We start from the raw sequence: 25,928 nt of genomic DNA on the forward strand, positions 1-25,928 counted from the left end.
GACTCTCTTCTTTGCTGGGCGCGCACAGAGTCTCGATACGCCTTGGTGGGCGCTTTCGTCCGACACGGCAAGGTGCCGGCATTCGAGAATTGCCGCGGGGATATAGGGGCGCCAGTAGAGCGTTGTACGACCGCGTCAGGGTGGCGACGTGGCCGTTGCGAGGGGAGGGGGTCTGGTCCCAGACGGCTCGGACCTCGATGACTGTGAAGTCACGGCGCGCAGTATACCACTCTCGCGGCGGGGTGACGCACCCGCGGCTTTTAGACTAAGGCATAAGATTGTGGTTAGGGGCCGGCAACTGGGCTACCCTCAGGAACCCGGGCCTGTTCCCGTCACGCCGCGACGAAGCGGGGCTGGTCCCTGAGGTTCAACCACAGCACGGAGTTCAGCATGGGATACCAGAAGATCCAGGTGCCGGCCGCAGGTGAGCGCATCACCGTCAATGCCGACAATTCCCTGAAGGTACCGAACAACCCGATCATTCCCTACATCGAAGGCGACGGCATCGGCGTGGACATCAGTCCGGTCATGATCGACGTCGTCGATGCGGCAGTGGAAAAGGCCTACAGCGGACAGCGCAAGATCGCCTGGATGGAGGTCTATGCCGGCGAGAAGGCCACCCAGGTCTACGACCAGGACACCTGGCTGCCCGAAGAGACCCTGGAAGCCGTGCGCGACTACGTGGTGTCCATCAAGGGCCCGCTGACCACCCCCGTCGGCGGCGGCATCCGCTCCCTCAACGTGGCCCTGCGCCAGCAGCTCGACCTCTACGTCTGCCTGCGCCCGGTGCGCTGGTTCGAGGGCGTGCCCAGCCCGGTGAAGAAGCCCGGCGACGTGGACATGGTGATCTTCCGCGAGAACTCCGAGGACATCTACGCCGGCGTCGAGTGGAAGGCCGGTTCGCCCGAGGCCGAGAAGGTCATCAAGTTCCTCACCGAGGAGATGGGCGTCAAGAAGATTCGCTTCACCGAGAACTGCGGCATCGGCATCAAGCCGGTCTCCCGCGACGGCACCAGGCGCCTGGTGCGCAAGGCCCTGCAGTACGCCGTGGACAACGACCGCAGCTCGGTCACCCTGGTGCACAAGGGCAACATCATGAAATTCACCGAGGGCGCCTTCAAGGACTGGGGCTACGAGCTGGCCCGCGAGGAGTTCGGCGCCGAGCTGCTGGACGGCGGCCCCTGGATGCAGTTCAAGAACCCGGTGACCGGCAAGAACATCGTGGTCAAGGACGTGATCGCCGACGCCATGCTGCAGCAGATCCTGCTGCGCCCGGCCGAGTACGACGTGATCGCCACCCTGAACCTGAACGGCGACTACCTCTCCGACGCCCTGGCGGCGGAAGTGGGCGGCATCGGCATCGCCCCTGGGGCCAATCTGTCGGATTCTGTGGCCATGTTCGAGGCGACCCACGGCACCGCGCCCAAGTACGCCGGGCAGGACAAGGTCAACCCCGGCTCGCTGATCCTCTCCGCCGAGATGATGCTGCGCCACATGGGCTGGACCGAGGCGGCCGACCTGATCATCAAGGGGATGAACGGCGCCATCGCGGCCAAGACCGTGACCTACGACTTCGAGCGGCTGATGGACGGCGCCAAGCTGGTGTCCTGCTCGGAGTTCGGCGAGGCCATGATCGCCAGGATGTAACGGGCGTGAGACAACGAAAAAAGGCCGGTTCTCACCGGCCTTTCTTCATCGCTTCGCCGGAAATGGCGGGGCAGGGGGAATCAGGCTTCTGCGGTGACGCTCTGCACCTCGCTGCTGGGGCTGGCCTGGGCGGCGCTGGCCGGCGCGCCGGCGCCGATCGGCTGGATGTTCACCGCATGCAGACCCTTCGGACCTTGCAGGATCTCGAAGCTGACCGGCTGGCCGGCCTTGAGCGTCTTGTAGCCATCCATCTGGATTGCCGAGTAATGAGCGAACAGGTCCTCATCTCGGCCGTCGGCCAGGATGAATCCATAGCCCTTGGCGTTGTTGAACCACTTGACCTTACCGCTGAGCATGCTGATATCCCTCTGCAAAGGACTCCATCGCTGGAGTATCATCCACTACGATTCCGCTCCAGCCCCAGAGGTTCCAGGGCCGCAGAACGCCTGATACCCGCTGTGGGGTATCCTTTGTTTGTAACACCGTTTCGGGGTTAGTCAAGGCGCTCTCGTCCGTGCCTGAGATTCCGGTCAAACTCCACTCAGGCCTTTAATTCCCACGTTGCGAACCCATTTATTCCAGCATGCATGCAAGTAGCCAGATTCGACTAACATTCAATCAGGACCGTCCCGATCCCCTCGAGGAAGAGGGGGCCGGGCTTGCGGTCGAGGAATCCAAGCCGGCCCTGAAACCTCCGCCGATGTACAGGGTCATCATGTTCAACGATGACTACACGCCGATGGATTTCGTGGTAGAGGTACTGGAGCTGTACTTCAACATGAACCGGGAGCAGGCGACCAAGGTCATGTTGACGGTACATACTCAAGGTAAGGCGGTCTGCGGCACGTTCACCCGTGACATCGCCGAGACCAAGGCCATGCAGGTCAATCAATATGCGAGGGAGAGCCAGCATCCACTGTTGTGTGAGATTGAGAAAGAAAGCTGATGCGGATGTTTGGAGCGAGGTGAAGCCATGTTGAATCGAGAGCTCGAAGTCACCCTCAATCTCGCCTTCAAGGAAGCGCGGGCAAAACGGCATGAGTTCATGACCGTCGAGCACCTGCTGCTGGCGCTCCTGGACAACGAGGCGGCGGCCACGGTGCTGCGCGCCTGCGGGGCGAACCTGGACAAGCTGCGTCGTGATCTGCAGGAATTCATCGATTCCACCACGCCGCTGATCCCGCAGCACGACGAGGACCGCGAGACCCAGCCGACCCTGGGCTTCCAGCGCGTGCTGCAGCGCGCCGTGTTCCACGTGCAGAGCTCGGGCAAGCGCGAAGTGACCGGCGCCAACGTGCTGGTGGCGATCTTCAGCGAGCAGGAGAGCCAGGCGGTGTTCCTGCTCAAGCAGCAGAGCGTGGCCCGTATAGATGTGGTGAACTACATCGCCCACGGCATCTCCAAGGTGCCGGGCCATGCCGAGCACCCGGAAAGCGACCAGGAGATGCAGGACGAGGAGGGCGGCGAGTCCTCCACCTCCAGCCACCCGCTGGACGCCTACGCCAGCAACCTCAACGACCTGGCGCGCCAGGGCCGCATCGACCCGCTGGTCGGCCGCGAGGCCGAGGTGGAGCGCGTGGCGCAGATCCTCGCCCGGCGGCGCAAGAACAACCCGCTGCTGGTGGGCGAGGCCGGCGTCGGCAAGACCGCCATCGCCGAAGGCCTGGCCAAGCGCATCGTCGACGGCCAGGTGCCGGACCTGCTGGCCGACAGCGTGGTCTACTCCCTGGACCTGGGCGCGCTGCTGGCCGGCACCAAGTACCGCGGCGACTTCGAGAAGCGCTTCAAGGCGCTGCTCAACGAGCTGCGCAAGCGCCCGCACGCGGTGCTGTTCATCGACGAAATCCACACCATCATCGGCGCCGGCGCGGCGTCCGGCGGGGTGATGGACGCATCCAACCTGCTCAAGCCGTTGCTGTCCTCGGGCGAGATCCGCTGCATCGGCTCGACCACCTTCCAGGAATTCCGCGGCATCTTCGAGAAGGATCGCGCCCTGGCGCGGCGCTTCCAGAAGGTGGACGTCACCGAGCCGTCGGTGGAAGACACCGTGGGCATCCTCAAGGGGCTGAAGCCGCGCTTCGAGCAGCACCACCACATCGAGTACAGCGACGAGGCCCTGCGCGCCGCCGCCGAACTGGCCGCGCGCTACATCAACGACCGGCACATGCCGGACAAGGCCATCGACGTCATCGACGAAGCCGGCGCCTACCAGCGCCTGCAGCCGGAAGAGAAGCGCGTGAAGCGCATCGAGGTGGCCCAGGTCGAGGACATAGTGGCGAAGATCGCGCGGATTCCGCCGAAGCACGTCACCAGCTCGGACAAGGAGCTGCTGCGCAACCTCGAGCGCGACCTCAAGCTGACGGTGTTCGGCCAGGATGCGGCCATCGAGTCGCTGTCCACCGCCATCAAGCTGTCCCGCGCGGGCCTGAAGTCGCCGGACAAGCCGGTCGGCTCGTTCCTCTTCGCCGGCCCCACCGGGGTGGGCAAGACCGAGGTCGCCCGCCAGTTGGCCAAGGCGATGGGCGTGGAACTGGTGCGCTTCGACATGTCCGAGTACATGGAGCGGCATACCGTGTCGCGGCTGATCGGCGCCCCTCCGGGCTACGTCGGCTTCGATCAGGGCGGCCTGCTCACCGAGGCCATCACCAAGACGCCGCACTGCGTGCTGCTGCTGGACGAGATCGAGAAGGCCCACCCGGAAGTCTTCAACCTGCTGCTGCAGGTGATGGACCACGGCACCCTGACCGACAACAACGGGCGCAAGGCGGACTTCCGCAACGTCATCGTCATCATGACCACCAACGCCGGCGCGGAAACCGCGGCGCGGGCCTCCATCGGCTTCAGCCAGCAGGACCACGCCAGCGATGCCATGGAAGTGATCAAGAAGAGCTTCACGCCGGAGTTCCGCAACCGCCTGGACACCATCATCCAGTTCGGCCGGCTCAGCCACGAGACGATCAAGAGCGTGGTCGACAAGTTCCTCACCGAGCTGCAGGCGCAGCTGGAGGACAAGCGCGTCCAACTGGAGGTCAGCGACGTGGCGCGCAACTGGCTGGCGGAGAAGGGCTACGACCCGCAGATGGGCGCGCGCCCGATGGCGCGGCTGATTCAGGACAAGATCAAGCGGCCCCTGGCCGAGCAGATCCTGTTCGGCGAACTGGCCGAGCACGGCGGCGTGGCGCACATCGACCTGAAGGACGGCGAACTGGTCTTCGAGTACGAGGTGGTCACCGCGGAGCCGGCCTGACGGTCGGCCTCGCGGCCCAAATGCAAACGCCCGGCAATGCCGGGCGTTTTGCTATTCGTCCGGGCCGAGGCCCGGATTCACCTTGCGCTCAACGGGCGCGGTAGGTGATGCGACCCTTGCTCAGGTCGTAGGGCGTCAGTTCGACGCGAACCTTGTCGCCGGTGAGGATGCGGATGTAATTCTTGCGCATCTTACCGGAGATGTGCGCGGTAACGACGTGCCCGTTCTCCAACTCCACGCGGAACATGGTGTTGGGCAGGGTGTCGACGACAGTGCCTTCCATTTCGAAGCTGTCTTCTTTCGACATGCAGTAGAGCCCTCGGTGTCTATGAATGGCCTGGGTGGCCTGAAAAAAGGCGAGTATTGTGCCTGAAATCCGCGTCATACGCCAGAAGTGGCGTGCCGGCTTCAGCTGAGGGCTACCCAGCGCTGGTTGACGAAGAGTTCGATCGGCCGGTACTGGGTCTTGTAGTTCATCTTCCGGCAGTTCTTGATCCAGTAGCCCAGGTACACCGCGTGCAGGCCCAGGCGTTCGGTCTCGGCGATCTGCCAGAGGATGGCGTAGCGCCCCAGGCTGCGGCGTTCCTCGTCGGGGTCGTAGAAGGTGTAGACCGCCGACAGGCCGTTGGGCAGCACGTCGGTGACCGCCACGGCGAGCAGGCGGCCCTGCAGGCGGAACTCGTAGAAGCAGCTGAACGGCAGGTCGCGCACCAGGAAGGTGCTGAACTGGTCGCGGCTGGGCGGGTACATGTCGCCGTCGGCGTGGCGCTGCTCGATGTAGCGCATGTACAGCGCGTAGTACTCCTCGGTGAAGGCCGGGCGGCGCTTGAGCACCTTGAGATCGGCGTTGCGCTTGATGATGCGCTTCTGCTGGCGGTTGGGCTGGAAGCCCGCGGCGGGGATGCGCGCCGGGATGCAGGCGGTGCAGTGCTGGCAGTGCGGGCGATAGAGATGCTCGCCGCTGCGACGGAAACCGACTTCCGACAGCGAAGCGTACAGCTGCGCGTCCATGGGCTGGCTGGGATCGAGGAACAGGGTGGTGGCCTGCTCCTCGGGCAGATAGCTGCATGGATGCGGCTGCGTCGCGTAGAACTTCAGTCGGGCCAGTTCGGTCATGGTCAACCCCCGCGATAACCCTCTGGCAAGTTTATGCCAGTCCGCGCGAGTCCGCTTGCGAACGCCAGTCGCAGAGCGGCGTTTCGTCGAGATGACGGCGCAGGTGGCTGGCGAAATCGGCACGGCTGATGGCGCGGGCGCCGAAGCTGTGCAGGTGCTGGGTGGGCATCTGGCAGTCGATCAATACGAACCCGGCGGCGCGCAGATGTTGCACCAGGGTGACGAATGCCACCTTGGAGGCGTTGTCGGCGCGGCTGAACATGGACTCGCCGAAGAACAGCCGGCCCATGGCCAGGCCGTAGAGGCCGCCGACCAGTTCGTCGCCGTCCCAGCTTTCCACCGAGTGGGCGATGCCCATGCGGTGCAGCTGGCGGTAGGCGTCCTGCATCGGCTGGGTGATCCAGGTGCCGTCTGCGTAGTCGCGCGGCGCGGCGCAGGCGGCGATGACCCGGTCGAAGGCGGTATCGAAGGTTACCCGGTAGCGGCCCTGGCGCAGGCACTTGGCCAGGCTGCGGGAAACGTGCAGTTCTTCGGGGAAGAGCACGGTGCGCGGGTCCGGCGACCACCAGAGGATCGGCTGGTCGTCCTGGTACCAGGGGAAGCAGCCGTGGCGGTAGGCGGCCACCAGGCGGCGCGGGTCGAGGTCGCCACCGGCCGCGAGCAGGCCGTTGGGCTCGTGCAGGGCCTGTTCGAGGGGCGGGAAGTCGAAATTGCCGCGGGAAAGCCAGCTGAGCATGGCGGGGTAGGGGAGGGCGGGGCCCTCCCCGGGCCTGTCAGTGGCTGTCGTCGAGGTATTTCTCGGCGTCCAGCGCGGCCATGCAGCCGGCGCCGGCCGAGGTGATGGCCTGGCGGTAGACGTGGTCGGCCACGTCGCCGGCGGCGAACACGCCGGGGATGCTGGTGGCGGTGGCATTGCCTTCGCCGCCGCCCTTGACCACCAGGTAGCCGTCACGCATTTCCAGCTGGCCGGTGAACAGGTCGGTGTTGGGCTTGTGGCCGATGGCGATGAACACGCCAGCCAGGTCCAGCTGGCGGGTCTCGCCGCTGTTCACGTCCTTCAGGCGCACGCCGATCACGCCCATGTCGTCGCCCAGGACCTCGTCCAGGGTGGTGTTCCAGTGCAGGCGCACGTTGCCGTTTTTGGCCTTCTCGAACAGCTTGTCCTGGAGGATCTTCTCCGAGCGCAGCTTGTCGCGGCGGTGGATCAGGTGCACTTCCTTGGCGATGTTGGCCAGGTACAGCGCTTCCTCGACCGCGGTGTTGCCGCCGCCGACCACGCAGACCACCTGGTTGCGGTAGAAGAAACCGTCGCAGGTGGCGCAGGCGGAGACGCCCTTGCCCATGAAGGCCTCTTCCGAGCTCATGCCCAGGTACTGCGCGGAGGCACCGGTGGCGATGATCAGTGCGTCGCAGCTGTAGGTGCCGCTGTCGCCCTTGAGGATGAACGGCTTGCCCTGCAACTCGGCGGTGTGGATGTGGTCGTAGACGATCTCGGTATCGAAACGCTTGGCGTGCTGCTCCATGCGCTCCATCAGGGCCGGACCGGTCAGGCCTTCGACGTCGCCCGGCCAGTTGTCGACCTCGGTGGTGGTGGTGAGCTGGCCGCCGGGCTGGATGCCGGTGATGACAACAGGCTTGAGGTTGGCCCGCGCGGCGTACACGGCAGCGGTGTAACCCGCCGGGCCGGAGCCCAGGACGATCAGGCGCGAATGCTTGACTTCACTCATAAAAAGACTCCATAAGCCTTTGTCACGTAAGAGAATGCATGCTCCAATTGAGCAGCCGTGAAACCTTGGTGGGCTATGCTACACCGAACCTGGAAAAGGCGGCAAAAGGCGCCGCGGCGGGCCCTGTGGCATCGAGCGGCCAAAGCCGTACAATAGGCCCGTTTTGTCGCCAGATGACTCTCGGACGCGCCCAGTGCGCAGGAATAGACGCGTTTTGAAGGACTCGACCACCGCTAGCCACGCCGCAGCCTGGCGTCAGCAATTGCACATTCGCCTGAAGGAAGGGGCCCTGATCGCGCTCGGCGCGCTCTGCCTTTACCTGTGGATGGCGCTGCTCACCTACGATTCGTCCGATCCGGGCTGGAGCCATTCCAGCCACGTCGAGCAGGTGCAGAATGCCGCTGGTCGCCTGGGGGCCCTGAGCGCCGACATCCTCTTCGTCGCGCTGGGGTACTTCGCCTACCTGTTCCCGCTGCTGCTGGGGGTCAAGACCTGGCAGATCTTCCGCAAGCGCCACATGGCCTGGGAGTTCAGCGGCTGGCTGTTCTCCTGGCGGCTGATCGGCCTGGTGTTCCTGATCCTCTCCGGCTCGGCGCTGGCCTACATCCATTTCCACATCGGCGGCGGCCACCTGCCGGCCTCCGCCGGCGGCGCCGTGGGCGAAAGCCTCGGCCAACTGGCGCTGAACGCCCTCAACGTGCAGGGCAGCACCCTGCTGTTCATCGCCCTGTTCCTGTTCGGCCTGACGGTGTTCGCCGACCTGTCCTGGTTCCAGGTGATGGACGTCACCGGGAAGATCACCCTCGATCTCTTCGAACTGATCCAGAACGCCTTCAACCGCTGGTTGAGCGCGCGCAGCGAGCGCAAGCAACTGGTTGCGCAACTGCGCGAGGTGGACGAGCGCGTCGCCGAGGTGGCCGCGCCCGTGGTGCCGGACCGCCGCGAGCAGGCCAAGGTCAAGGAGCGCCTGATCGAGCGCGAGGAAGCCCTGGTCAAGAGCGTGCAGGAGCGCGAGAAGCGCACGGCGCCGAAGATCGACGCGCCGCCGCCGCCCAAGCCGGTCGAGCCCAGCAAGCGCGTGCTCAAGGAAAAACAGGCGCCGCTGTTCGTCGACACCGCTGTCGAGGGCACCCTGCCGCCGCTGTCGATCCTCGACCCGGCCGGCGAGAAGAAGCGCAGCTACTCCCCCGAATCCCTGGAGGCCATGTCGCGCCTGCTGGAGATCAAGCTCAAGGAGTTCGGCGTCGAGGTGGTGGTCGAGTCGGTCCATCCGGGCCCGGTGATCACCCGCTTCGAGATCCAGCCGGCGGCCGGCGTCAAGGTCAGCCGCATCTCCAACCTGGCCAAGGACCTGGCGCGCTCGCTGGCGGTGATCAGCGTGCGGGTGGTCGAGGTGATCCCCGGCAAGACCACCGTGGGCATCGAGATCCCCAACGAAGACCGGCAGATGGTGCGCTTCTCCGAAGTGCTGATGTCGCCGGAATACGACGAGCACAAGTCCACCGTGCCGCTGGCCCTGGGCCATGACATCGGCGGCAACCCGGTCATCACCGACCTGGCGCGCATGCCGCACCTGCTGGTGGCCGGTACCACCGGCTCGGGTAAGTCGGTGGGGGTGAACGCCATGCTCCTGTCGATCCTGTTCAAGTCCACGCCCCAGGACGCGCGGCTGATCATGATCGACCCGAAGATGCTCGAACTGTCGATCTACGAAGGCATCCCGCACCTGCTCTGCCCGGTGGTCACCGACATGAAGGAGGCGGCCAACGCCCTGCGCTGGAGCGTCGCCGAGATGGAGCGGCGCTACAAGCTGATGGCCGCCATGGGCGTGCGCAACCTGGCCGGCTTCAACCGCAAGGTGAAGGACGCCGAGGAAGCCGGCACGCCGCTGACCGACCCGCTGTACCGCCGCGAGAGCATGGAAGACGAGGCGCCGTTGCTGCAGACGCTGCCGACCATCGTCGTGGTGGTCGACGAATTCGCCGACATGATGATGATCGTCGGCAAGAAGGTCGAGGAACTGATCGCCCGGATCGCGCAGAAGGCGCGGGCCGCGGGCATCCACCTGATCCTCGCCACCCAGCGCCCGTCGGTGGACGTGATCACCGGCCTGATCAAGGCCAACATCCCCACGCGTATCGCCTTCCAGGTGTCGAGCAAGATCGACTCGCGGACCATCCTCGACCAGGGCGGCGCCGAACAGCTGCTCGGCCACGGCGACATGCTCTACCTGCCGCCGGGCACCGGCCTGCCGATCCGCGTGCATGGCGCCTTCGTTTCCGACGAGGAAGTGCACCGCGTGGTCGAGGCCTGGAAGCTGCGCGGCGCTCCCGACTACATCGAGGACATCCTCGCCGGCGCCGATGAAGGCGGTGGCGGCGGCTTCGACGGTGGCGGCGGCGGTGGTGGCGAAGGCGGCGAGGGCAGCGAGGACGACCCGCTGTACGACGAGGCCGTGCGCTTCGTCACCGAGAGCCGCCGCGCCTCCATCTCCGCGGTGCAGCGCAAGCTGAAGATCGGCTACAACCGCGCCGCGCGCATGATCGAGGCGATGGAAATGGCCGGTGTGGTCACCCCGATGAATACCAACGGCTCGCGCGAAGTGGTCGCGCCGGCTCCCATCCGCGACTGATCGAGGATTTCCATGCGACTGATCCGCATGCTCGTGCTTGCTGCGCTGGCCGTCGCCGGCGTCCAGGCCCACGCCGACGACGCCGCCACCCAGCGCCTGAGCGCCATGCTGAGCAAGGCCCAGACCCTGAGCGCGCGCTTCTCCCAGCTGACCCTGGACGGCAGCGGCACCCGCCTGCAGGAGACCGCCGGCAACCTGGCGCTCAAGCGCCCGGGCCTGTTCCGCTGGCACACCGACGCGCCCCAGGAGCAACTGCTGATCTCCAACGGCGAGAAGATCTGGCTGTACGACCCGGACCTGCAGCAGGTGACCATCCAGAAGCTCGACCAGCGCCTGACCCAGACCCCGGCGCTGCTGCTCTCCGGCGACATCTCGAAGATCCACGAGAGCTTCGACATCACCAGCAAGGACGGCGGCAACGTGGTCGACTTCATCCTCAAGCCGAAGGACAAGGACACCCTGTTCGACAGCCTGCGGATTTCCTTCCGCAACGGGGTGGTCAACGACATGCAACTGATCGACAGCGTCGGCCAGCGCACCAACATCCTGTTCTTCGACGTGAAGATGAACCAGCCGGTGGACGCCAAGCAGTTCGTGTTCGAGGCGCCCAAGGGCGTCGACGTCATCCAGGAGTGAAGGGCCGCCGCCTGGTGCGGCGCCCATGAGGTAGCAGCGTGGACCTGTTCCGTTCCGAACCCGTAGCCCAGCCCCTGGCCGCGCGCCTGCGCGCCACCAGCCTGGACGAATACGTCGGCCAGGAGCACCTGCTCGCCCGCGGCAAGCCGCTGCGCGAGGCCCTGGAGCAGGGCGCGCTGCACTCGATGATCTTCTGGGGCCCGCCGGGCGTGGGCAAGACCACCCTGGCCAAGCTGCTGGCGCAGGTTTCCGACGCCCACTTCGAGACCATCTCCGCGGTGCTCTCGGGGGTGAAGGAAATCCGCCAGTCGGTGGAGATGGCCAAGCAGCAGGCCGCGCAGTACGGCCGCCGCACCATCCTCTTCGTCGACGAGGTGCACCGCTTCAACAAGAGCCAGCAGGACGCCTTCCTGCCCTACGTCGAAGACGGCACCCTGATCTTCATCGGCGCCACCACCGAGAACCCCTCCTTCGAGCTGAACAACGCGCTGCTCTCGCGGGCCCGCGTCTACGTGCTGAAAAGCCTGGACGAAGCCGCCCTGCGCAAGCTGGTGCAGCGCGCCCTGAGCGAGGACAAGGGCCTGGGCAAGCGCCACCTGAGCCTGCCGGAGGAGAGCTTCGCCATTCTCATGGCCGCCGCCGACGGTGACGGCCGGCGCCTGCTCAACCTGCTGGAGAACGCCTCCGACCTGGCCGAGGACGGCGGCGAGATCAGCGCCGAACTGCTGCAGAACCTGCTGGGCGACAGCCGCCGGCGCTTCGACAAGGGCGGCGAGGCCTTCTACGACCAGATCAGCGCGCTGCACAAGTCGGTGCGCGGCTCCAGCCCCGATGGCGCGCTCTACTGGTACGCGCGCATGCTCGACGGCGGCTGCGACCCGCTGTACATCGCCCGCCGCGTGGTGCGCATGGCCAGCGAGGACATCGGCAACGCCGACCCCCGCGCGCTGACCCTGTGCCTGCACGCCTGGGACGTGCAGGAGCGCCTGGGCAGCCCCGAAGGCGAGCTGGCCATCGCCCAGGCCATCGTCTACCTGGCCTGCGCGCCGAAAAGCAACGCCGTCTACAACGCCTACAACACGGCGCGCCGCGACGTGGCCGAGAACGGCTCGCTGGAAGTGCCGCTGCACCTGCGCAACGCACCGACCAAACTGATGAAGAACCTCGGTTACGGCGAGGAGTATCGTTATGCCCATGACGAGCCCGACGCCTACGCCGCCGGGGAAGACTACTTCCCCGAACAGCTCGAACCGCGCCAGTATTACCAGCCCGTGCCCCGCGGCCTGGAACTGAAGATCGGCGAGAAGCTCAAGCACCTGGCGGCCCTGGACCGGGCCAGCCCGAGAAAACGCAGAAAATCCTGAGCGGCGCCCGCACGCCGCCGACACTAGACACGAGAACAGACCATGCTCGATTCCAAACTGGTACGCACCCAGCCGCAGGAAGTGGCCGACCGCCTCGCCGCCCGTGGCTTCACCCTGGACGTGGCGCGCATCGAAGCGCTGGAGAACCAGCGCAAGGCCGTGCAGACCCGCACCGAAACCCTGCAGGCCGAGCGCAACGCGCGCTCCAAGGCGATCGGCCAGGCCATGAAGCGTGGCGAGGACGTCGAGCCGCTCAAGGCCGAGGTCAACCGCATGGCCGACGAGCTGGAGGCCGGCAAGCGCGAGCTGGATGGCATTCAGGCCGAGCTGGACGCCCTGCTGCTGACCATCCCCAACCTGCCCCATGAGTCGGTGCCGGTCGGCGCGGACGAAGAAGACAACCTGGAAGTGCGCCGCTGGGGCACCCCGCGCAGCTTCGACTTCCCCATCCAGGACCACGTCGCCCTCGGCGAGCAGCACGGCTGGCTGGACTTCGAGACCGCCGCGCGGCTGTCCGGCGCCCGCTTCGCTCTGATGCGCGGCCCGATCGCCCGACTGCACCGCGCCCTGGCGCAGTTCATGATCGACCTGCACACCCGCGAGCACGGCTACGAGGAAGCCTACACCCCGTACCTGGTGCAGGCGCCGGCGCTGCAGGGCACCGGCCAGCTGCCGAAGTTCGAGGAAGACCTGTTCAAGATCGGCCGCGACGGCGAAGCCGACCTGTACCTGATCCCCACCGCCGAAGTCTCGCTGACCAACATCGTCGCCGGGCAGATCCTCGACGCCAAGGAGCTGCCGCTGAAGTTCGTCGCCCACACCCCGTGCTTCCGCAGCGAAGCCGGCGCCTCGGGCCGCGACACCCGCGGAATGATCCGCCAGCACCAGTTCGACAAGGTCGAGATGGTGCAGATCGTCGAGCCGACGAAGTCCTGGGAAGCCCTGGAAAGCCTGGTCGGCAATGCCGAGAAGGTGCTGCAGGCCCTGGAGCTGCCGTACCGCGTGCTGGCCCTGTGCACCGGCGACATGGGCTTCAGCGCGGCCAAGACCTACGACCTGGAAGTCTGGGTGCCGAGCCAGGACAAGTACCGCGAGATTTCCTCCTGCTCCAACTGCGGCGACTTCCAGGCCCGCCGCATGCAGGCGCGTTTCCGCAACCCGGAGACCGGCAAGCCCGAGCTGCTGCACACCCTCAACGGCTCCGGCCTGGCGGTGGGCCGCACCCTGGTCGCCGTGCTGGAGAACTACCAGCAGGCCGACGGCAGCATCCGCGTGCCCGAGGTGCTCAAGCCCTACATGGGCGGCATCGAGGTGATCGGCTGAGATGGATGCGCTGCCGCTGTTCCACGTCCTGCGCGGGCGTCGCGCACTCCTGGTCGGCGGCGGTGAAGTCGCCCTGCGCAAGGCGCGCCTGCTCGACAGTGCCGGCGCCGTGCTGCGCGTGGTCGCGCCGCAGGTCCACAGCGAGTTGCGCGAGCTGGTGGAGCAGGGCGGTGGCGAACTGCTGGAACGCCGCTACGCCGAGGCCGACCTCGGCGACTGCGTGCTGGTCATCGCCGCTACCGACGACGAGCCGCTGAACGCCCAGGTGTCCCGCGATGCCCACGCCCGCGGCGTGCCGGTCAACGTGGTGGACGCGCCGGCGCTGTGCAGCGTGATCTTCCCCGCCATCGTCGACCGCTCGCCGCTGCTGCTGGCGGTCTCCAGCGGCGGCGACGCGCCGGTGCTGGCGCGCCTGCTGCGGGCCAGGCTGGAAACCTGGATTCCCGCCGCCTACGGCCAGTTGGCCGGGCTGGCCAGCCGCTTCCGCGAAGCGGTCAAGCAGCGCCTGCCGGACCTGCAGCAGCGCCGCCAGTTCTGGGAGGAAGTCTTCCAGGGCCCGGTGGCCGAACGCATGCTCGCCGGCCAGCCGGCGGAAGCCGAGCGCCTGTTGGCCGACAAGCTGGAAAACGGCCAGGCCGAGGCCCGCGGCGAGGTCTACCTGGTCGGCGCCGGCCCGGGCGACCCGGACCTGCTGACCTTCCGCGCCCTGCGCCTGATGCAGCAGGCCGACGTGGTGCTCTACGACCGTCTGGTAGCCCCGGCCATCCTCGAACTGTGCCGCCGCGACGCCGACCGCCTGTACGTCGGCAAGCGCCGCGCCGACCACGCCGTGCCCCAGGACGAGATCAACCGCAAGCTGGTCGAGCTGGCCAAACAGGGCAAGCGCGTGCTGCGCCTGAAGGGCGGCGATCCGTTCATCTTCGGCCGTGGCGGCGAGGAAATCGACGAACTGGCGGCCAACGGCATTCCCTTCCAGGTGGTGCCGGGCATCACCGCGGCCAGCGGCTGCGCGGCCTATGCCGGCATTCCGCTGACCCACCGCGACTACGCGCAGTCGGTGCGCTTCGTCACCGGCCACCTGAAGGATGGCAGCACCGACCTGCCGTGGAATGACCTGGTAGCGCCGGGCCAGACCCTGGTGTTCTACATGGGCCTGGTGGGCCTGCCGGTGATCTGTGGGGAACTGGTGCGCCACGGCCGCTCCGCCGATACACCCGCAGCGCTGATCCAGCAGGGTACCACCGAACACCAGCGCGTGTTCACGGGCACCCTGGCCAACCTGCCGAAACTGGTCGCCGAGCATGAAGTGCACGCGCCGACGCTGGTGATCGTCGGCGAGGTGGTCACCCTGCGCGACAAGCTCGCCTGGTTCGAAGGTCAGCAATGAAGGTCTGGCATGCGGCGATGGCCTGCATCCTGGCTGCCGCCGCCTTGCCGGCTAGTGCTGCCAGCTTCGACTGCAAGAAGGCTCGTCACGCCGACGAAAAGGCCATCTGCGCCGATCGCCAGCTGTCCGAACTGGACGTGCAGATGGCCACCACCTACCGCCTGCTCAGCGGCCTGTTCGCCATGGGCATGCGCGGCAACATGGGCGATGCCCAACTCGCCTGGCTGGACCAGCGCCGCGCCTGCGGCCGCGACAAGGCCTGCCTGAAGCAGCGCTACCAGGAACGCCTGGACGCCCTGCAGAAGATCTACGACGGCATCGACAAGCCGCTCTGAGCCTCGCTCTATTCACCTGCGAATCGCGGGCAGGGCCCGCTACGGGGGCGAATGCGCTGCTGTCCTTGGCTTCGATGCTCGGGCCAACGGCGTATAACCGCGAACGGTTATACGCCCTACGTTTCCGTGCTCGCGGGAAGGGCAGGGATAGAGAGGGCTTTGAGGATGACTCCGAACTCACTGTCCACTCAGGACAGCTCCCTCTCCCTTCAGGGAGAGGGTTGGGGAGAGGGTGCTCTAAACCCAGCACCTACTCCCCCGGCAAACCCCTTCGCGAGCAAGGACTAGGCGTCCCCCTCGCTCCTACGAATAGCCCGGGTCTCAGCCCTTGCGCGCAATCCCCTTGCCCGGCAGATGCTCGCGCCCGTGCGGCCCGCTGAAATCCTGCTGCGGCCCCAGCGGCACTATGCCGGTCGGGTTGATGGTGCGGTGGCTGCCGTAATAGTGGTTCTTGATGTGCTGGAAGTTCACTGTGCCGGCCACCCCCGGCAACTGGTACAGCTCGCGCAGCCAGCCGGACAGGTTCGGGTAGTCGGCCAGGCGCCGCAGGTTGCACTTGAAATGCCCGTGGTACACGGCATCGAAGCGGATCAGCGTGGTGAACAGGCGGATATCGGCCTCGCTCAGGTATTCGCCGGTCAGGTAGCGCCGTTCGCCCAGGCGCTTCTCCAGGCAGTCCAGTTCCTCGAACAGGGTGACGAAGGCCTCTTCGTAGGCTTCCTGGCTGGTAGCGAAGCCGGCGCGGTACACGCCGTTGTTCACCGCCGGGTAGATGCGTTCGTTCAGCGCGTCGATCTCGCCCTGCAAGGCTGTGGGATAGAGGTCCAGATCGTTGCCGGTCAGGCCGTCGAAGGCCGAGTTGAACATGCGGATGATCTCCGCCGACTCGTTGCTGACGATGCGCTTGCGCTGCTTGTCCCACAGCACCGGCACGGTGACGCGGCCGGTGTAGTGCGGATCGTCGCGGGTGTAGCGCTGGTGCAGGAACTGCAACCCATCCAGGGCATCGCCGGTGGAGCCCAGGCTGCGGTCGAAGGTCCAGCCGTTCTCCCGCATCAGCCAACTGACCACCGAAACGTCGATCAGCCCGGCCAGGCCCTTGAGCTGGCGGTAGATCAGCGTGCGGTGTGCCCAGGGGCAGGCGAGGGAGACGTACAGGTGGTAGCGCCCGGCCTCGGCGCGGAAGCCGCCTTCGCCGCTGGGGCCAGGCTGGCCGTCGGCGGTGACCCAGTTGCGGCGTTGTGCGTTCTCGCGCTGGAAGCGGCCATCCTTGCTGGTGTCGTACCACTGGTCTTGCCAGCGGCCATCGATGAGCTGTCCCATGACTGGCTCCTCAGGAAAGGGTATGGGGGCCAGTCTACGCCCTTGCTATCGATGGATCGCCGCAAAAACAGGGTAGAAGCTATCTACCCGATCGATCTGTCCCGAGCGGCCCAGCGCTGCCGGGCCTCGGCGAAGGCCGCCTCGCGGTCGCGGCCCAGCCCGCGCAGGCCCAGGGCGATGGTGGCGATCACTGCCAGTTCGCCGTAGGCGTCCTCCCGTTCGCCGCGCCAGAACTCGACCAGCACCTGCGGCTCCAGGCGCTCCGGCTTGACGTGGCGCAGCGCCGAGAGGGCCGGCCATTCCTCGTCCCAACTGGCGCCCGACTCGGTGCCATAGAGGTGCGCCGGGCTGTCCGGGTTGATCTCGATCTCGCCGCCTTCGCCCTTGATCACGATGGCGCGGTCGCCGAGCAGGCGGCTGCCTTCGCGGTGGGTTTCCTGGTAGCCGGGGTGGAAGATGCTCTGCAGGATGCAGTGCGCGCCCAGCGGGTTGAGCAGGCGCACCAGGGAATGAATGGGCGAGCGCAGGCCAAGGGTGTTGCGCAGGTCGATCATCCGCTGCAGCGCTGGCATCCAGTCCACCAGCGGGGCGAAGGCCAGGCCGCCCCGGTCGAGCGCTTCGCCCACGGCGTTCCAGTCGCGGCACAGCGGGATGTCCAGCGTCTGCAGCAACTGCTCGGTGTACAGGCGCCCGGCCGTGTGCGCGCCGCCGCCGTGCAGGAGGATGCGCGTGCCGCTGCCGGCCAGGCACTTGGCGGCGAGCAGGTACCAGGGCAGGTGGCGCTTCTTGCCGGCATAGCTGGGCCAGTCGAGGTCGACGGCGATCCGCGGCGCGTCCAGGCGCGCGCGCACGGCCTCGGTGAAGCCGGCCAGCTCATCGGCGCTTTCCTCCTTGTGCCGCAGCAGCATCAGGAAGGCACCCAGCTGCGCCTCTTCGACCTGGCCGTCGAGGATCATGCCCAGGGCCTCGCGGGCTTCCTCGCGGGTCAGGCTGCGCGCGCCGCGCTTGCCCTTGCCGAGGATGCGCACGAACTGCGCGAAAGGGTGTTCGGCGGGTGTCTGCAGGACGAGAGGGGCGGCGGTCATAGGCAATTGGTCGGCTTCGGCAGGCCGGCGAGCTTGGCGGCAAGCTTGGCCGGGGTGCCCTTGAACAGGAGGTTGAGGTGCAGGCTGCTGCCCTTTTCCGCGCCCAGGCGCTGGGCCACGTACTTGATCAGCGGGCGGTTGGCCGGCGACAGCCGGAACTGTGCATAGAACTCGCGCAGCAGGTGGAGGATTTCCCAGTGCTCCGGCGTGAGGTGCAGGCCTTCCTGGCGGGCCAGGGCTTCGGCGGCGGCTACCGACCAGTCGTCCAGGTATTGCAGGTAGCCGTCCTTGTCCAGGGCGATGGCGCGCCCTTCCACCATGAGGGTAGTCATAGCCAGGCGTTGACCTTGTCGTAGCGGGTGCAGAGTTCGACGAAGGCGGGGTAGTCCACGGCCTTCAGGTTGGCCGGCAGGTGCTCCTGCAGGCCGCGCGCCTGCAGGTCCTCGGCGAGGGCGAAGCAGGCGTTGGGCAGGTGCTCCAGGCGTTGGCGCGGGGCGCTGCCGGCGGCGAGGGCGTAGACGGCATCGCCGCTGAGCAGCAGGCCGTCGTCGTGGGACAGCAGCTGCAGGCAACTGTCGAAGCGGCCGTCGCCGAACGGGGAATGGGAAAGCAGATGCAGCGTGCTCATCAGAGGGTGATCACCTGGTCGTATTGCTGGGTCAGCTGGCGCAATGCGAGGTCGTCCAGCACCTCCACCGGCAGGCTCAGACTGGCGCCGGCCAGGCCGCGCTCGGCGAGGCTGCGCTCGGCGGCGTAGAGCCTTTCGACGCCGAACAGCGGCAGTGCCTGCAGGTTGGCCTGCAAATCCTTCTGTTCGAGGTTGGTGGGTTGCTGGCCCGGAGCCAACTGGAACACCCCGTCATCGAGGAAAAGGAAGGCGATGGGCAGGTCGAAGGCGCCGCCGGCCAGGGCGATGTCCAGCGCCTCGCGGGCGCCGGGGCCGCTCCACGGGGCCTGGCGGCTGACGATCAGCAGGGACTTGGCCATCAGTCGCCTCCGAAGCAGACCAGGCGGTCCGCCATCTGCGTCGCTTCATGCAACTGGCCGAGGCCGGACAGCTCCCAGGGCGCCTGCAGGTTGGCCGCCGGGCGCTGGTAGCGGGCGGCTTCCTCGGCGTTGAGCACGCCGCGGCGCAGGGCGGCGGCGATGCACACCACGGCATCGAGGCGGTGCTCGCCGACGAAGCGCGTCCAGGCCGCTGCCACATCCAGTTCGTCCTGGCCGCTCACCGGGTTGCTCGAAGCGCTGTGCACGCCGTCCTGATAGAAAAACAGGCGGACGATCTCGTGGCCGCCGGCGAGCACCGCCTCGGCGAAGCGCAGGGCGCGTCGGGCGGCGGGCGAGTGGGGCGGGGCAAAGAGGGCGATGGCGAATTTCATGGCATGGGCCGGTCGGCGGATTACAGCGCGATGATAAGGCCAGCGCGGGGATTTTGCTGCGCCGGAAAAGGAAAAAGCCCGCCAAGGCGGGCTTTTCCGGTGTTGCCGGGAAGCGTCAGTCGTCGCTGCCCATGATGCCGAAGATCTGCAGCAGGCTGAGGAACATGTTGTAGATCGACACGTACAGGCTGATGGTGGCCATGATGTAGTTGCGCTCGCCACCGTGGATGATGGCGCTGGTCTGGAACAGGATGGCCGCCGAGGAGAACAGCACGAAGCCGGCGCTGATCGCCAGTTGCAGGCCGCTGATCTGGAAGAACAGCGAGACCAGCATGGCGCCCAGCAGGACGAAGAAGCCGGCGGTGATGAAGCCGGACAGGAAGCTCATGTCCTTGCGGGTGGTCAGCACGTAGGCGGACAGGCCGAAGAACACCAGGGCGGTCATGAAGAACGCCGAGGAAATGATGCTGGCGCCGTTGGCCATGCCCAGGTACAGGTTCAGGATCGGGCCGAGGGTGTAGCCCATGAAGCCGGTGAGGGCGAAGGTGGTGACCAGGCCCCAGCCGCTGTCGCGCAGCTTGAGGGTGGCGAAGAACAGGCCGTAGAAGCCGACCAGGGTCAGCAGCAGGCCCGGGTGGGGCAGGTGCAGTTGTTGCGAGACGTAGGCGACCAGGCCGCTGAAGGCCAGGGTCATGGCCAGCAGGCCGTAGGTGTTGCGCAGGACTCCGCTGACTTCCCGTTGTTCCGCCGCGGCGGGGTTGAGATATTGCCGTTCTTGCATGGCTAGACACTCCTGTAAGCGGAATGGGATTCCGTGACCATAGTTGCAGTGATGATATCAAAGCCGCCTGTCAGACGTAGGATCAGAGTTTGACAGTGTGTTGCGATCCGGTACTATGCGCCCCCGAAAGGAAGTGTGGCCGAGTGGTTTAAGGCAGCGGTCTTGAAAACCGCCGGGTGTAACAGCCCCCAGAGTTCGAATCTCTGCGCTTCCGCCATCTCCAAGGCCCTGATTTTTCAGGGCCTTTTTCATTTTCGGCGGCCAACATTAAGGCTCGATGATGGGCTGAAAATGGACGGAGTTCCGAAAAGAATCGGAACGAGTTCCGAAATAGCACCTATTTTGCAGGCTTTGCCACTGCTCCGCGGCGGATGTAGATCTTCTTGGTGATCTCCTCCTCGGTGTGTCCGAGCAGCCGGCTTGCCTCCTTCAAGTCGTTGATCTCGGTGGCCGCCTTCGGACGGATGTCCTTGAACTGGAAGTTGCGGATGATGGTGCCGAACTCAGGATCGCCGGCCTCAATAGCGGCCTGCTGAGCCGCTTCCCGGGCAGCCTCCCAGCGGTCACGAAGCATCGACGGCCCTACGCGCCTACCTTTGGCGCTGATGATCAGATACGGGCTGCTGAAGTGCTCGTTCCTGGCTGCTATCTGCTGCAGCAGCTTGTCCGGGCTTGTTTCCATTCCATCGACGCGCAGCAGGAGCCGCACCTTGTGCGCGGTCTTTGGGGAATACTGGCGCAGGAAGAAGGCGCCGGGGTCGTTGGCTTCCGCCTCATCGACCAGTTCGATGTACTCGCCCCGGTTCGGGCGGCGGCCCAGGTCTCTCAGGTTCACGCTGTTGAAATTGCCGGCGGCCTTCGCCGTGCTCTCGATGTTCAGTGCGCGGATGAGTAGCTCCGGGTATCCGCCGGCCATGCCGTACTCGCGTAGGCCGAAGTAGGGCGGGCTGGTGATGTAGCAGTGCGCCGATTCGTCGGGTATTGCCCGGAGCAGTTCCAGGCAGTCGCCGACCAGTATCTGGTGGGCTGGCGTCATGGTTTCTCCAGGTTGAGCGCCACCGCTCCGCAGGTACGGAGGTGGCGTGTTCAAGATGGAATGGATTAGTTTCGGAATTACGGTCGCGGGCAGACCTAGTCGGCTAATCGGCAGGTTTTAGTACGAGCTGAAAAAAGCTGAATTGCGGGGCATAGGGTTGTTGACTACAGGGAAACTTGAGTCTGGCAACGCTGATTGAAACTATAGGGATTCAAAAAATAATGAAATTTGTTTCATTTGGAGGTAGAGCAAAAAGCTATATTCATCTGGCAATTGTAATTTTAATTATGTGTCTGTGGTTCGCGTATATGGTCTGGGGTGTTCGTCTCGAAAGGCGAACTGTTTTAATGGAGTTTGTCCCTGAGTGGACAACTTATTTTGCAGTTGGCGTAGTCGTTGGCGTTATCTTTGCCGCTCGCGCAATCTACGTGACCTATATTTGGAGCTCTGGACAGCCTTCCGGGAAAATTCTGGAGTCATTTGCCAGTGGATTCTGCCTGGGTTTTGTCTGTTCTTTGAATATCTACGCTGTCCTTGTTTACCTGCTGCCGGGTAAGATTATTCAGTATGAGTCCGCGTACGAAATACGATACCCAGGGCCTTCTCATGGAAGGTCCGGTAGCTGTGAGGCCGGCTTGTGGCTCAGAGATACAAATACACAGAGCTGGATTCAGCTCTGTACAAGCAAGTCAGAATTACATGATCAAATGAAACTAGGTGCGAACGCTTTGTGGGTGACTGCTTATACGAACCAAATCGGCTCTTATATTCTGGATTATGAGTTCATCACTAAGTAGACGACTCAATACATGCCTGCTTCGCGCAGAATTCGTGGCACTGCTGAAGCCTTTTTTACGCCCAGTCGAGCATAAGGACAGTACTCTCGATATGCGCACAGAACGCTACGGAAAGATGATCCGAATGATGCTACTGGCCTCGTAGACAAAGCTCCCAGTGACAAGGAGTAGTCCAAGCATCACAGCAACCTTCGCCGAATATCCAAATATTCCCCTGCTGGTATTTCGAGAGCACTGCCAGATGAACTTGATTATCCACGGGAAGAAAACAGCGAATGGAACTGCTCTGAGCATCAAGGACAACAAGCGAAGATCAGGGTGCAAGGCAAACCCCATCTGAACAAGGGATGCCTCTGCTACATAAACCTGGTAGGCGATCCATGCCATCCAGAAAGCCTCCTTGATGAGATGCGACAGGAAAAGCATGAGGAAAAGCATGAGGAAAAGCCCTGGAAGGTAGATCAGCCAAAAAACCTTCCACAGTGGCCGACTCTCATGAGCGGTTGGCAATCCTTTGGGATGGTCTGAAATAGCCATGCATCCCTGGCTGATTTCAGCGGCTGCCAATTTCAAAAGCGCTCGGCTGATCCAAAAGCACTCGGATCAGCTGTGCTTTTCTATCTTTCTCGTTACCGCCAGCGCATCACAGCAGCCATTTTCCGCATTACAGACGCACCTCTCCTGTGCTGGCCAGCAAATGTCGGCGGGCCATCCACAGATTCGACAGGGCAAATAGCGTCACCATCTGCGCAGCATTCTTGGCCAATCCCCGGAAACGCACCTTCGTGTAGCCAAACTGCCGTTTGATCACGCGGAACGGGTATTCGACCTTGGCACGGGTCTGGGCCTTGGCCTTCTCGATCTTACGCAGCGCTTTGTACAAGGCACTGCGCTTGCCGTGTTTCTTGTAAGTGCTCCGCCGAGCCGCGATCTGCCAGATAACTGCACGACCTTCATGTTCAGGGCGCTTTTCGACTCCGGTATACCCCGCGTCAGCGCACACAACGTTTTCCTCGTCGTGCAGCAGTTGGTCGACCTGAGTGACGTCCGCAACATTAGCCGCCGTAACCACCACGCTATGTACCAGGCCCGATTCTTCGTCGGCACCAATATGGGCTTTCGCGCCGAAGTAATACTGGTTGCCCTTCTTGGTCTGGTGCATTTCCGGGTCGCGCTTCCCGCCCTTGTTTTTGGTCGAACTCGGCGCGTGGATCAGGGTGGCATCGACGATGGTGCCCTGGCGCAGTGACAGGCCGCGATCCCCCAGATAGCCGTTGATCACCGCCAGAATTCCGGCCGCCAGTTCATGCTTTTCCAGCAGGCGACGGAAGTTGAGAATGGTGGTTTCGTCGGGAATGCGCTCCAGGCTCAGCCCCGAGAATTGGCGCAGGATGGTGGTTTCGTACAGCGCTTCCTCCATCGCAGGATCGCTGTAGCCGAACCAGTTCTGCATCAGGTGTACGCGCAGCATCGCCATCAACGGGTAGGCAGGACGACCGCCTTCGCCCTTCGGATAATGCGGCTCGATCAGGGCGATCAAACCCTGCCACGGCACTACCTGATCCATCTCGATCAGGAACAACTCCTTGCGGGTCTGCTTGCGTTTACCGGCGTACTCGGCGTCGGCGAAGGTCATCTGCTTCATCGGGAAACTCAGGCAACGGGATCGGCGTATTTCAACAGATTTGGGAGGTCTTCTTCAGGATTTCCCTAAATCCTCGCGGAGGTAATGTAGGTATCGGGCTGAATAATCCTGTTATGAAGCTCACTGTCGCAGGGGTGGTAGGCCCGGCAGCCGACAACCTGTATAGCTTGGGGCAGTCAGGTGCACGCTGGTCCGTATTGTGGGCAGCAACCGGAACGATCAATACCTCTGGACGATCGACGAAGACAGATATCAATGACACGAAGCTCGGGCTTGAGTTCATCAATTCTCTGCGTCCAGTTTCATACCGTTTCATAGTTGGCGGCCAAGACGTAGAGGAAGTCGAGGATGGCTTTGATGAAATTGAGCAGCAAGCGACTGAAACGGTAATCGAGAAGGTCGAGCGCAAAACTATTGAGGAGGTAGACGGCCAGCAAAGTGCTGGTGACGAAATTCGAGGAGTCCCCTGTAGAGCGGCCAGTGTATGACGTTGTAGACAACATTTTTGACAAAAAAGGAAACCTGCTTCCGCCAACTCGCGTTGCTCGAATGGTAAAAATCAGGGTGCCTCGCACCAGGACTGTGATTACCCCTCGCCCAGGTGTAAGACTGCACGAGGGCTTTGTAGCCGACGAGGTTCTCGCCGCGATGCAAAAAGCCGGTGTCGATTTCGGAGCCTATGTCCTAGCCGAAAATGGCGAGGAGGGGCTTCGCCATGATGAGTTGCTTGGGCCCCTGGTTCGCGCGGTGCAGCAGCTTTCGGAAAGAGTCGTTACTCTAGAGAAAAAATGATTCTCAAGGCAGGAATCAACAAGCTAACCATGGCATACTACACTCTAATAACAAATTAATGAGATGGAGGGCGAATGTCCAAATTTTTTCTGTTTGCTATCGTTGCCATGGTTTTTTCAAATTTTGCGGCTGCTGATAATCCCTTGGGGGGCGAAAATGATTTAAACATTAAAGGAGATCATCCACTTAAGGATGGGCTTAATATCTGGTTCTATGGCTTGGATACGGCTCTAAGGGGTAATATTTACTTTGCCGATGTGGTGGATGAGAAGTCAAAGTTCTTTAATTATAAGGGCGATTCGGTTGATATTCATTCGAAAGAATCTGAAACAGCCATCGATTACGAGAATACCCACAACCACTATCAGAACCTGTTCGTGCAGACCATGAACAAGGTAAAGAACGTCAATGCAGTTTCCATTTGGGGGGATTCAACCTCTATTGGAGACGGAGCTAAGTCTTGGGGGGGGGTTCTTCAGCGCAAGATCAATGTGCAAAGGTCTTGAGGTAGGTGCTCCAGGAGAGAAATACGGATCGCCTGACCTCACTAGTTGTAAAGGAGTCGACAACCAACTGATCGGCATCGAGATTGACGTTCTCAACAGTAGCAAGCCCGGTGTGTTCCCGAACATGAGCAAGACCGGCCTGCAGGTAGTCGGCTTCGGCAACCCTAACTCTATGGCCGTCGAGGTGCGTACCGAGGACACCGACCGAGTTCAACCGGGAAAGGCGCCTAGGGGAGCCTTCGAAGCGGGCTTCTACATGAAGAATTCGCTCCAGCCTGAGTATGGCCGAATGATTGTCGCCGACTTCGACAAGGCGAAGATGGGTCTGGATTTCCGCAAGCCGGTGTTTACTGAGGGGGCCATGCGGTTTAACAGCCAAGGTGTCGGTACCGGTCTGGTAGTGAACGACGGCGCTTCCGGCGAGATCTATGGTGGACTGCGCTGGCCTGACTTTGCTGACAAAAAGGGCTGGCTGAGCGCCCGCTTGGGCGATGGTGGCTTCCGCGTCGTGTCCAACGACAACACGAAAGAGTTAGTGGCTATCGATAATTTCGGCGGCATCTACCTGAACGGCGATGTGTACGTGAAAGGGAAACGCCTGGAAGAGCAGCGTGCTGAGGCAGCTAACCCGTGGATGGACTGGCGTTATCTCAGCTTCGGGATCTTCTTCACTGCGATCAATTTTTTGATCATGCGCCGATCGGCCAGAAAATCAGGCTGACGAAGATAGCAATAAAAACCCCGCCGAGGCGGGGTTATTTATTGGTCTGTTACTCCTCAGGTTTCTCCAAATACAAGTAAAGAATTTTTTAGCTTCTGCCAGCACGGTGTATTTCTTTCCGCGGAGAATGGAAATCAGCTCTTCCCGCATCGGCAAGTTGTTATCACTGAGCCTGGCGGTGGCTAACTTGAGTCCAAATCGAGTCGCATCCATACACTCCAAGAGGACGCCGTCAAGAAGTAGCTTTAATTCAGCACCGCGTTTTCCCGCTTCACTCTTTTCAAGCATTTGGTCCGCAGTAATTCCATTCACCTGAAATTTCCTCTCCATGGTTGAGCGTCAAGTTGTAGCGACACGCTACATGGCGTTTCAGGACTCGTTACACTGTATGTTTCATACATGCTGTCTATCCAACCAGCCCGCATCTGCGGGCTTTTTTTTGTGTCTGG

At 63.5% G+C, this 25,928-nt stretch carries 30 protein-coding genes and 1 tRNA gene; 15 read left to right on the forward strand and 16 right to left on the reverse strand.

From position 1 onward, the window contains the following. The first annotated feature begins 390 nt into the window (after positions 1–390). Entirely contained in the window at positions 391–1,647 is a 1,257-nt protein-coding gene (gene icd / locus QSJ95_RS26655) for an NADP-dependent isocitrate dehydrogenase (protein ID WP_009623236.1), read from the forward strand. Positions 1,648–1,727: 80 nt separating this feature from the next. On the opposite strand, the gene cspD is transcribed toward icd, so the two are convergent. Beyond that, a complete protein-coding gene (gene cspD / locus QSJ95_RS26660) occupies positions 1,728–2,003 on the reverse strand; it encodes a cold shock domain-containing protein CspD (RefSeq protein ID WP_043318293.1) in 276 nt (91 codons plus the stop codon). A gap of 227 nt (positions 2,004–2,230) precedes the next feature. On the opposite strand from cspD, the gene clpS reads away from it, so the two are divergent. Together clpS and clpA are read left to right on the forward strand one after the other, a co-directional pair. Then, the gene (clpS, locus tag QSJ95_RS26665; RefSeq protein ID WP_024128657.1) at positions 2,231–2,593 is read left to right on the forward strand and encodes an ATP-dependent Clp protease adapter ClpS; all 363 of its coding nucleotides are present in this window, start codon (positions 2,231–2,233) and stop codon (positions 2,591–2,593) included. 27 nt (positions 2,594–2,620) lie between these two features. Beyond that, a complete protein-coding gene (gene clpA, locus QSJ95_RS26670; protein ID WP_043272069.1) occupies positions 2,621–4,894 on the forward strand; it encodes an ATP-dependent Clp protease ATP-binding subunit ClpA in 2,274 nt (757 codons plus the stop codon). Positions 4,895–4,982: 88 nt separating this feature from the next. Here the strand turns inward: clpA and infA are convergent, their stop codons facing one another. From infA to trxB, 4 genes are all read right to left on the reverse strand, one after another. Then, positions 4,983–5,201 (reverse strand): translation initiation factor IF-1, encoded by a 219-nt coding sequence (infA, locus tag QSJ95_RS26675; RefSeq protein ID WP_002553999.1) that lies wholly within the window; start codon positions 5,199–5,201, stop codon positions 4,983–4,985. A 101-nt stretch (positions 5,202–5,302) separates the two neighbouring features. Further along, positions 5,303–6,010: an arginyltransferase gene (locus QSJ95_RS26680; protein WP_285646540.1), complete on the reverse strand. Its 708-nt coding sequence runs from the start codon at positions 6,008–6,010 to the stop codon at positions 5,303–5,305. A 31-nt stretch (positions 6,011–6,041) separates the two neighbouring features. After that, positions 6,042–6,746, reverse strand: a complete 705-nt coding sequence (aat, locus tag QSJ95_RS26685; RefSeq protein ID WP_285646542.1) for a leucyl/phenylalanyl-tRNA--protein transferase — start codon at positions 6,744–6,746, stop codon at positions 6,042–6,044. 37 nt (positions 6,747–6,783) lie between these two features. Beyond that, positions 6,784–7,737, reverse strand: a complete 954-nt coding sequence (gene trxB / locus QSJ95_RS26690) for a thioredoxin-disulfide reductase (protein ID WP_043318297.1) — start codon at positions 7,735–7,737, stop codon at positions 6,784–6,786. 193 nt (positions 7,738–7,930) lie between these two features. Here trxB and ftsK point away from each other — a divergent pair, with 193 nt between their 5' ends. From ftsK to QSJ95_RS26720, 6 genes are read left to right on the forward strand one after another with little or no spacing between them, the layout of a single operon-like run. Next, positions 7,931–10,369: a DNA translocase FtsK gene (ftsK, locus tag QSJ95_RS26695; RefSeq protein WP_009623226.1), complete on the forward strand. Its 2,439-nt coding sequence runs from the start codon at positions 7,931–7,933 to the stop codon at positions 10,367–10,369. A 12-nt stretch (positions 10,370–10,381) separates the two neighbouring features. After that, positions 10,382–11,005 carry an outer membrane lipoprotein periplasmic chaperone LolA gene (lolA, locus tag QSJ95_RS26700; RefSeq protein WP_058071886.1) on the forward strand — a complete coding sequence of 208 codons (624 nt, stop codon included), beginning with the start codon at positions 10,382–10,384 and terminating at the stop codon, positions 11,003–11,005. A 38-nt stretch (positions 11,006–11,043) separates the two neighbouring features. Then, positions 11,044–12,369 carry a replication-associated recombination protein A gene (locus tag QSJ95_RS26705; RefSeq protein WP_009623214.1) on the forward strand — a complete coding sequence of 442 codons (1,326 nt, stop codon included), beginning with the start codon at positions 11,044–11,046 and terminating at the stop codon, positions 12,367–12,369. Positions 12,370–12,411: 42 nt separating this feature from the next. Further along, complete coding sequence (gene serS, locus QSJ95_RS26710) at positions 12,412–13,692, forward strand: serine--tRNA ligase (RefSeq protein ID WP_009623213.1); 1,281 nt, start codon at positions 12,412–12,414, stop codon at positions 13,690–13,692. Between the two features lies 1 nt (position 13,693). Then, on the forward strand, positions 13,694–15,079 hold the full coding sequence (cysG, locus tag QSJ95_RS26715; protein ID WP_285646548.1) for a siroheme synthase CysG: 1,386 nt from the start codon (positions 13,694–13,696) through the stop codon (positions 15,077–15,079). Continuing rightward, positions 15,076–15,414 carry a lysozyme inhibitor LprI family protein gene (locus tag QSJ95_RS26720; RefSeq protein ID WP_285646550.1) on the forward strand — a complete coding sequence of 113 codons (339 nt, stop codon included), beginning with the start codon at positions 15,076–15,078 and terminating at the stop codon, positions 15,412–15,414. Before cysG ends, QSJ95_RS26720 begins: the two co-directional genes overlap by 4 nt. 321 nt (positions 15,415–15,735) lie before the next feature. Here QSJ95_RS26720 and QSJ95_RS26725 read toward each other — a convergent pair whose 3' ends face one another. The 7 genes from QSJ95_RS26725 to QSJ95_RS26755 form a co-directional block, all read right to left on the reverse strand. Further along, complete coding sequence (locus QSJ95_RS26725) at positions 15,736–16,737, reverse strand: glutathione S-transferase family protein (RefSeq protein WP_043318306.1); 1,002 nt, start codon at positions 16,735–16,737, stop codon at positions 15,736–15,738. An 83-nt stretch (positions 16,738–16,820) separates the two neighbouring features. Further along, positions 16,821–17,822, reverse strand: coding sequence for a glycosyl transferase family protein (locus QSJ95_RS26730; protein ID WP_285646552.1), 1,002 nt, complete (start codon positions 17,820–17,822; stop codon positions 16,821–16,823). Further along, positions 17,819–18,154: a TusE/DsrC/DsvC family sulfur relay protein gene (locus QSJ95_RS26735; protein WP_285646553.1), complete on the reverse strand. Its 336-nt coding sequence runs from the start codon at positions 18,152–18,154 to the stop codon at positions 17,819–17,821. The genes QSJ95_RS26730 and QSJ95_RS26735 overlap by 4 nt, the downstream gene beginning before the upstream one ends. Then, complete coding sequence (tusB, locus tag QSJ95_RS26740) at positions 18,151–18,450, reverse strand: sulfurtransferase complex subunit TusB (protein ID WP_285646555.1); 300 nt, start codon at positions 18,448–18,450, stop codon at positions 18,151–18,153. The genes QSJ95_RS26735 and tusB overlap by 4 nt, the downstream gene beginning before the upstream one ends. After that, a complete protein-coding gene (gene tusC, locus QSJ95_RS26745) occupies positions 18,450–18,809 on the reverse strand; it encodes a sulfurtransferase complex subunit TusC (protein WP_285646556.1) in 360 nt (119 codons plus the stop codon). The genes tusB and tusC overlap by 1 nt, the downstream gene beginning before the upstream one ends. Beyond that, positions 18,809–19,201 (reverse strand): sulfurtransferase complex subunit TusD, encoded by a 393-nt coding sequence (tusD, locus tag QSJ95_RS26750; protein ID WP_061562079.1) that lies wholly within the window; start codon positions 19,199–19,201, stop codon positions 18,809–18,811. Before tusD ends, tusC begins: the two co-directional genes overlap by 1 nt. Before the next feature lie 115 nt (positions 19,202–19,316). Next, on the reverse strand, positions 19,317–19,982 hold the full coding sequence (locus QSJ95_RS26755; RefSeq protein ID WP_009623200.1) for a Bax inhibitor-1/YccA family protein: 666 nt from the start codon (positions 19,980–19,982) through the stop codon (positions 19,317–19,319). 129 nt (positions 19,983–20,111) lie between these two features. Between QSJ95_RS26755 and QSJ95_RS26760 the strand changes: the two genes are divergently transcribed. Next, positions 20,112–20,199 (forward strand) — tRNA-Ser (locus QSJ95_RS26760). Between the two features lie 120 nt (positions 20,200–20,319). Here the strand turns inward: QSJ95_RS26760 and QSJ95_RS26765 are convergent. Next, the gene (locus tag QSJ95_RS26765; protein WP_285646559.1) at positions 20,320–21,018 is read right to left on the reverse strand and encodes a site-specific integrase; all 699 of its coding nucleotides are present in this window, start codon (positions 21,016–21,018) and stop codon (positions 20,320–20,322) included. A gap of 176 nt (positions 21,019–21,194) precedes the next feature. Between QSJ95_RS26765 and QSJ95_RS26770 the strand changes: the two genes are divergently transcribed. Then, on the forward strand, positions 21,195–21,815 hold the full coding sequence (locus tag QSJ95_RS26770) for a hypothetical protein (protein WP_285646561.1): 621 nt from the start codon (positions 21,195–21,197) through the stop codon (positions 21,813–21,815). A 105-nt stretch (positions 21,816–21,920) separates the two neighbouring features. On the opposite strand, the gene QSJ95_RS26775 is transcribed toward QSJ95_RS26770, so the two are convergent. Together QSJ95_RS26775 and QSJ95_RS26780 are read right to left on the reverse strand one after the other, a co-directional pair. Beyond that, a complete protein-coding gene (locus tag QSJ95_RS26775) occupies positions 21,921–22,388 on the reverse strand; it encodes a hypothetical protein (RefSeq protein WP_285646563.1) in 468 nt (155 codons plus the stop codon). A 91-nt stretch (positions 22,389–22,479) separates the two neighbouring features. Then, entirely contained in the window at positions 22,480–23,460 is a 981-nt protein-coding gene (locus QSJ95_RS26780; RefSeq protein ID WP_285646566.1) for an IS5 family transposase, read from the reverse strand. Positions 23,461–23,573: 113 nt separating this feature from the next. Here QSJ95_RS26780 and QSJ95_RS26785 point away from each other — a divergent pair, with 113 nt between their 5' ends. The 4 genes from QSJ95_RS26785 (at position 23,574) to QSJ95_RS26800 (ending at position 25,479) form a co-directional block, all read left to right on the forward strand. Then, positions 23,574–23,948, forward strand: a complete 375-nt coding sequence (locus QSJ95_RS26785) for a tail fiber domain-containing protein (protein WP_285646568.1) — start codon at positions 23,574–23,576, stop codon at positions 23,946–23,948. Further along, positions 23,941–24,252, forward strand: coding sequence for a hypothetical protein (locus QSJ95_RS26790; protein WP_285646570.1), 312 nt, complete (start codon positions 23,941–23,943; stop codon positions 24,250–24,252). The genes QSJ95_RS26785 and QSJ95_RS26790 overlap by 8 nt, the downstream gene beginning before the upstream one ends. A 74-nt stretch (positions 24,253–24,326) precedes the next feature. Continuing rightward, a complete protein-coding gene (locus QSJ95_RS26795; RefSeq protein WP_285646571.1) occupies positions 24,327–24,758 on the forward strand; it encodes a hypothetical protein in 432 nt (143 codons plus the stop codon). A 124-nt stretch (positions 24,759–24,882) separates the two neighbouring features. Continuing rightward, positions 24,883–25,479, forward strand: a complete 597-nt coding sequence (locus tag QSJ95_RS26800) for a hypothetical protein (protein WP_285646573.1) — start codon at positions 24,883–24,885, stop codon at positions 25,477–25,479. Here the strand turns inward: QSJ95_RS26800 and QSJ95_RS26805 are convergent. Then, complete coding sequence (locus QSJ95_RS26805; RefSeq protein WP_285646575.1) at positions 25,471–25,791, reverse strand: hypothetical protein; 321 nt, start codon at positions 25,789–25,791, stop codon at positions 25,471–25,473. The two genes, QSJ95_RS26800 and QSJ95_RS26805, sit on opposite strands and share 9 nt — an antisense overlap. Positions 25,792–25,928: the final 137 nt, after the last annotated feature.

The sequence above is a fragment of the Pseudomonas sp. NBRC 100443 genome (assembly GCF_030268185.1).
Classification (GTDB): Bacteria; Pseudomonadota; Gammaproteobacteria; order Pseudomonadales; family Pseudomonadaceae; genus Pseudomonas; species Pseudomonas citronellolis.

What these genes read in the sequence shown, in the direction of transcription:
- icd (WP_009623236.1), top strand. Translation starts at nt 391, where the DNA reads ATGGGATACCAGAAGATCCAGGTGCCGGCCGCAGGTGAGCGCATCACC.
- cspD (WP_043318293.1), bottom strand. Translation starts at nt 2,003, where the DNA reads ATGCTCAGCGGTAAGGTCAAGTGGTTCAACAACGCCAAGGGCTATGGA.
- clpS (WP_024128657.1), top strand. Translation starts at nt 2,231, where the DNA reads ATGCATGCAAGTAGCCAGATTCGACTAACATTCAATCAGGACCGTCCC.
- clpA (WP_043272069.1), top strand. Translation starts at nt 2,621, where the DNA reads ATGTTGAATCGAGAGCTCGAAGTCACCCTCAATCTCGCCTTCAAGGAA.
- infA (WP_002553999.1), bottom strand. Translation starts at nt 5,201, where the DNA reads ATGTCGAAAGAAGACAGCTTCGAAATGGAAGGCACTGTCGTCGACACC.
- QSJ95_RS26680 (WP_285646540.1), bottom strand. Translation starts at nt 6,010, where the DNA reads ATGACCGAACTGGCCCGACTGAAGTTCTACGCGACGCAGCCGCATCCA.
- aat (WP_285646542.1), bottom strand. Translation starts at nt 6,746, where the DNA reads ATGCTCAGCTGGCTTTCCCGCGGCAATTTCGACTTCCCGCCCCTCGAA.
- trxB (WP_043318297.1), bottom strand. Translation starts at nt 7,737, where the DNA reads ATGAGTGAAGTCAAGCATTCGCGCCTGATCGTCCTGGGCTCCGGCCCG.
- lolA (WP_058071886.1), top strand. Translation starts at nt 10,382, where the DNA reads ATGCGACTGATCCGCATGCTCGTGCTTGCTGCGCTGGCCGTCGCCGGC.
- serS (WP_009623213.1), top strand. Translation starts at nt 12,412, where the DNA reads ATGCTCGATTCCAAACTGGTACGCACCCAGCCGCAGGAAGTGGCCGAC.
- cysG (WP_285646548.1), top strand. Translation starts at nt 13,694, where the DNA reads ATGGATGCGCTGCCGCTGTTCCACGTCCTGCGCGGGCGTCGCGCACTC.
- QSJ95_RS26720 (WP_285646550.1), top strand. Translation starts at nt 15,076, where the DNA reads ATGAAGGTCTGGCATGCGGCGATGGCCTGCATCCTGGCTGCCGCCGCC.
- QSJ95_RS26725 (WP_043318306.1), bottom strand. Translation starts at nt 16,737, where the DNA reads ATGGGACAGCTCATCGATGGCCGCTGGCAAGACCAGTGGTACGACACC.
- QSJ95_RS26730 (WP_285646552.1), bottom strand. Translation starts at nt 17,822, where the DNA reads ATGACCGCCGCCCCTCTCGTCCTGCAGACACCCGCCGAACACCCTTTC.
- QSJ95_RS26735 (WP_285646553.1), bottom strand. Translation starts at nt 18,154, where the DNA reads ATGACTACCCTCATGGTGGAAGGGCGCGCCATCGCCCTGGACAAGGAC.
- tusB (WP_285646555.1), bottom strand. Translation starts at nt 18,450, where the DNA reads ATGAGCACGCTGCATCTGCTTTCCCATTCCCCGTTCGGCGACGGCCGC.
- tusC (WP_285646556.1), bottom strand. Translation starts at nt 18,809, where the DNA reads ATGGCCAAGTCCCTGCTGATCGTCAGCCGCCAGGCCCCGTGGAGCGGC.
- tusD (WP_061562079.1), bottom strand. Translation starts at nt 19,201, where the DNA reads ATGAAATTCGCCATCGCCCTCTTTGCCCCGCCCCACTCGCCCGCCGCC.
- QSJ95_RS26755 (WP_009623200.1), bottom strand. Translation starts at nt 19,982, where the DNA reads ATGCAAGAACGGCAATATCTCAACCCCGCCGCGGCGGAACAACGGGAA.
- QSJ95_RS26765 (WP_285646559.1), bottom strand. Translation starts at nt 21,018, where the DNA reads ATGACGCCAGCCCACCAGATACTGGTCGGCGACTGCCTGGAACTGCTC.
- QSJ95_RS26780 (WP_285646566.1), bottom strand. Translation starts at nt 23,460, where the DNA reads ATGAAGCAGATGACCTTCGCCGACGCCGAGTACGCCGGTAAACGCAAG.
- QSJ95_RS26785 (WP_285646568.1), top strand. Translation starts at nt 23,574, where the DNA reads ATGAAGCTCACTGTCGCAGGGGTGGTAGGCCCGGCAGCCGACAACCTG.
- QSJ95_RS26795 (WP_285646571.1), top strand. Translation starts at nt 24,327, where the DNA reads ATGTCCAAATTTTTTCTGTTTGCTATCGTTGCCATGGTTTTTTCAAAT.
- QSJ95_RS26800 (WP_285646573.1), top strand. Translation starts at nt 24,883, where the DNA reads ATGAGCAAGACCGGCCTGCAGGTAGTCGGCTTCGGCAACCCTAACTCT.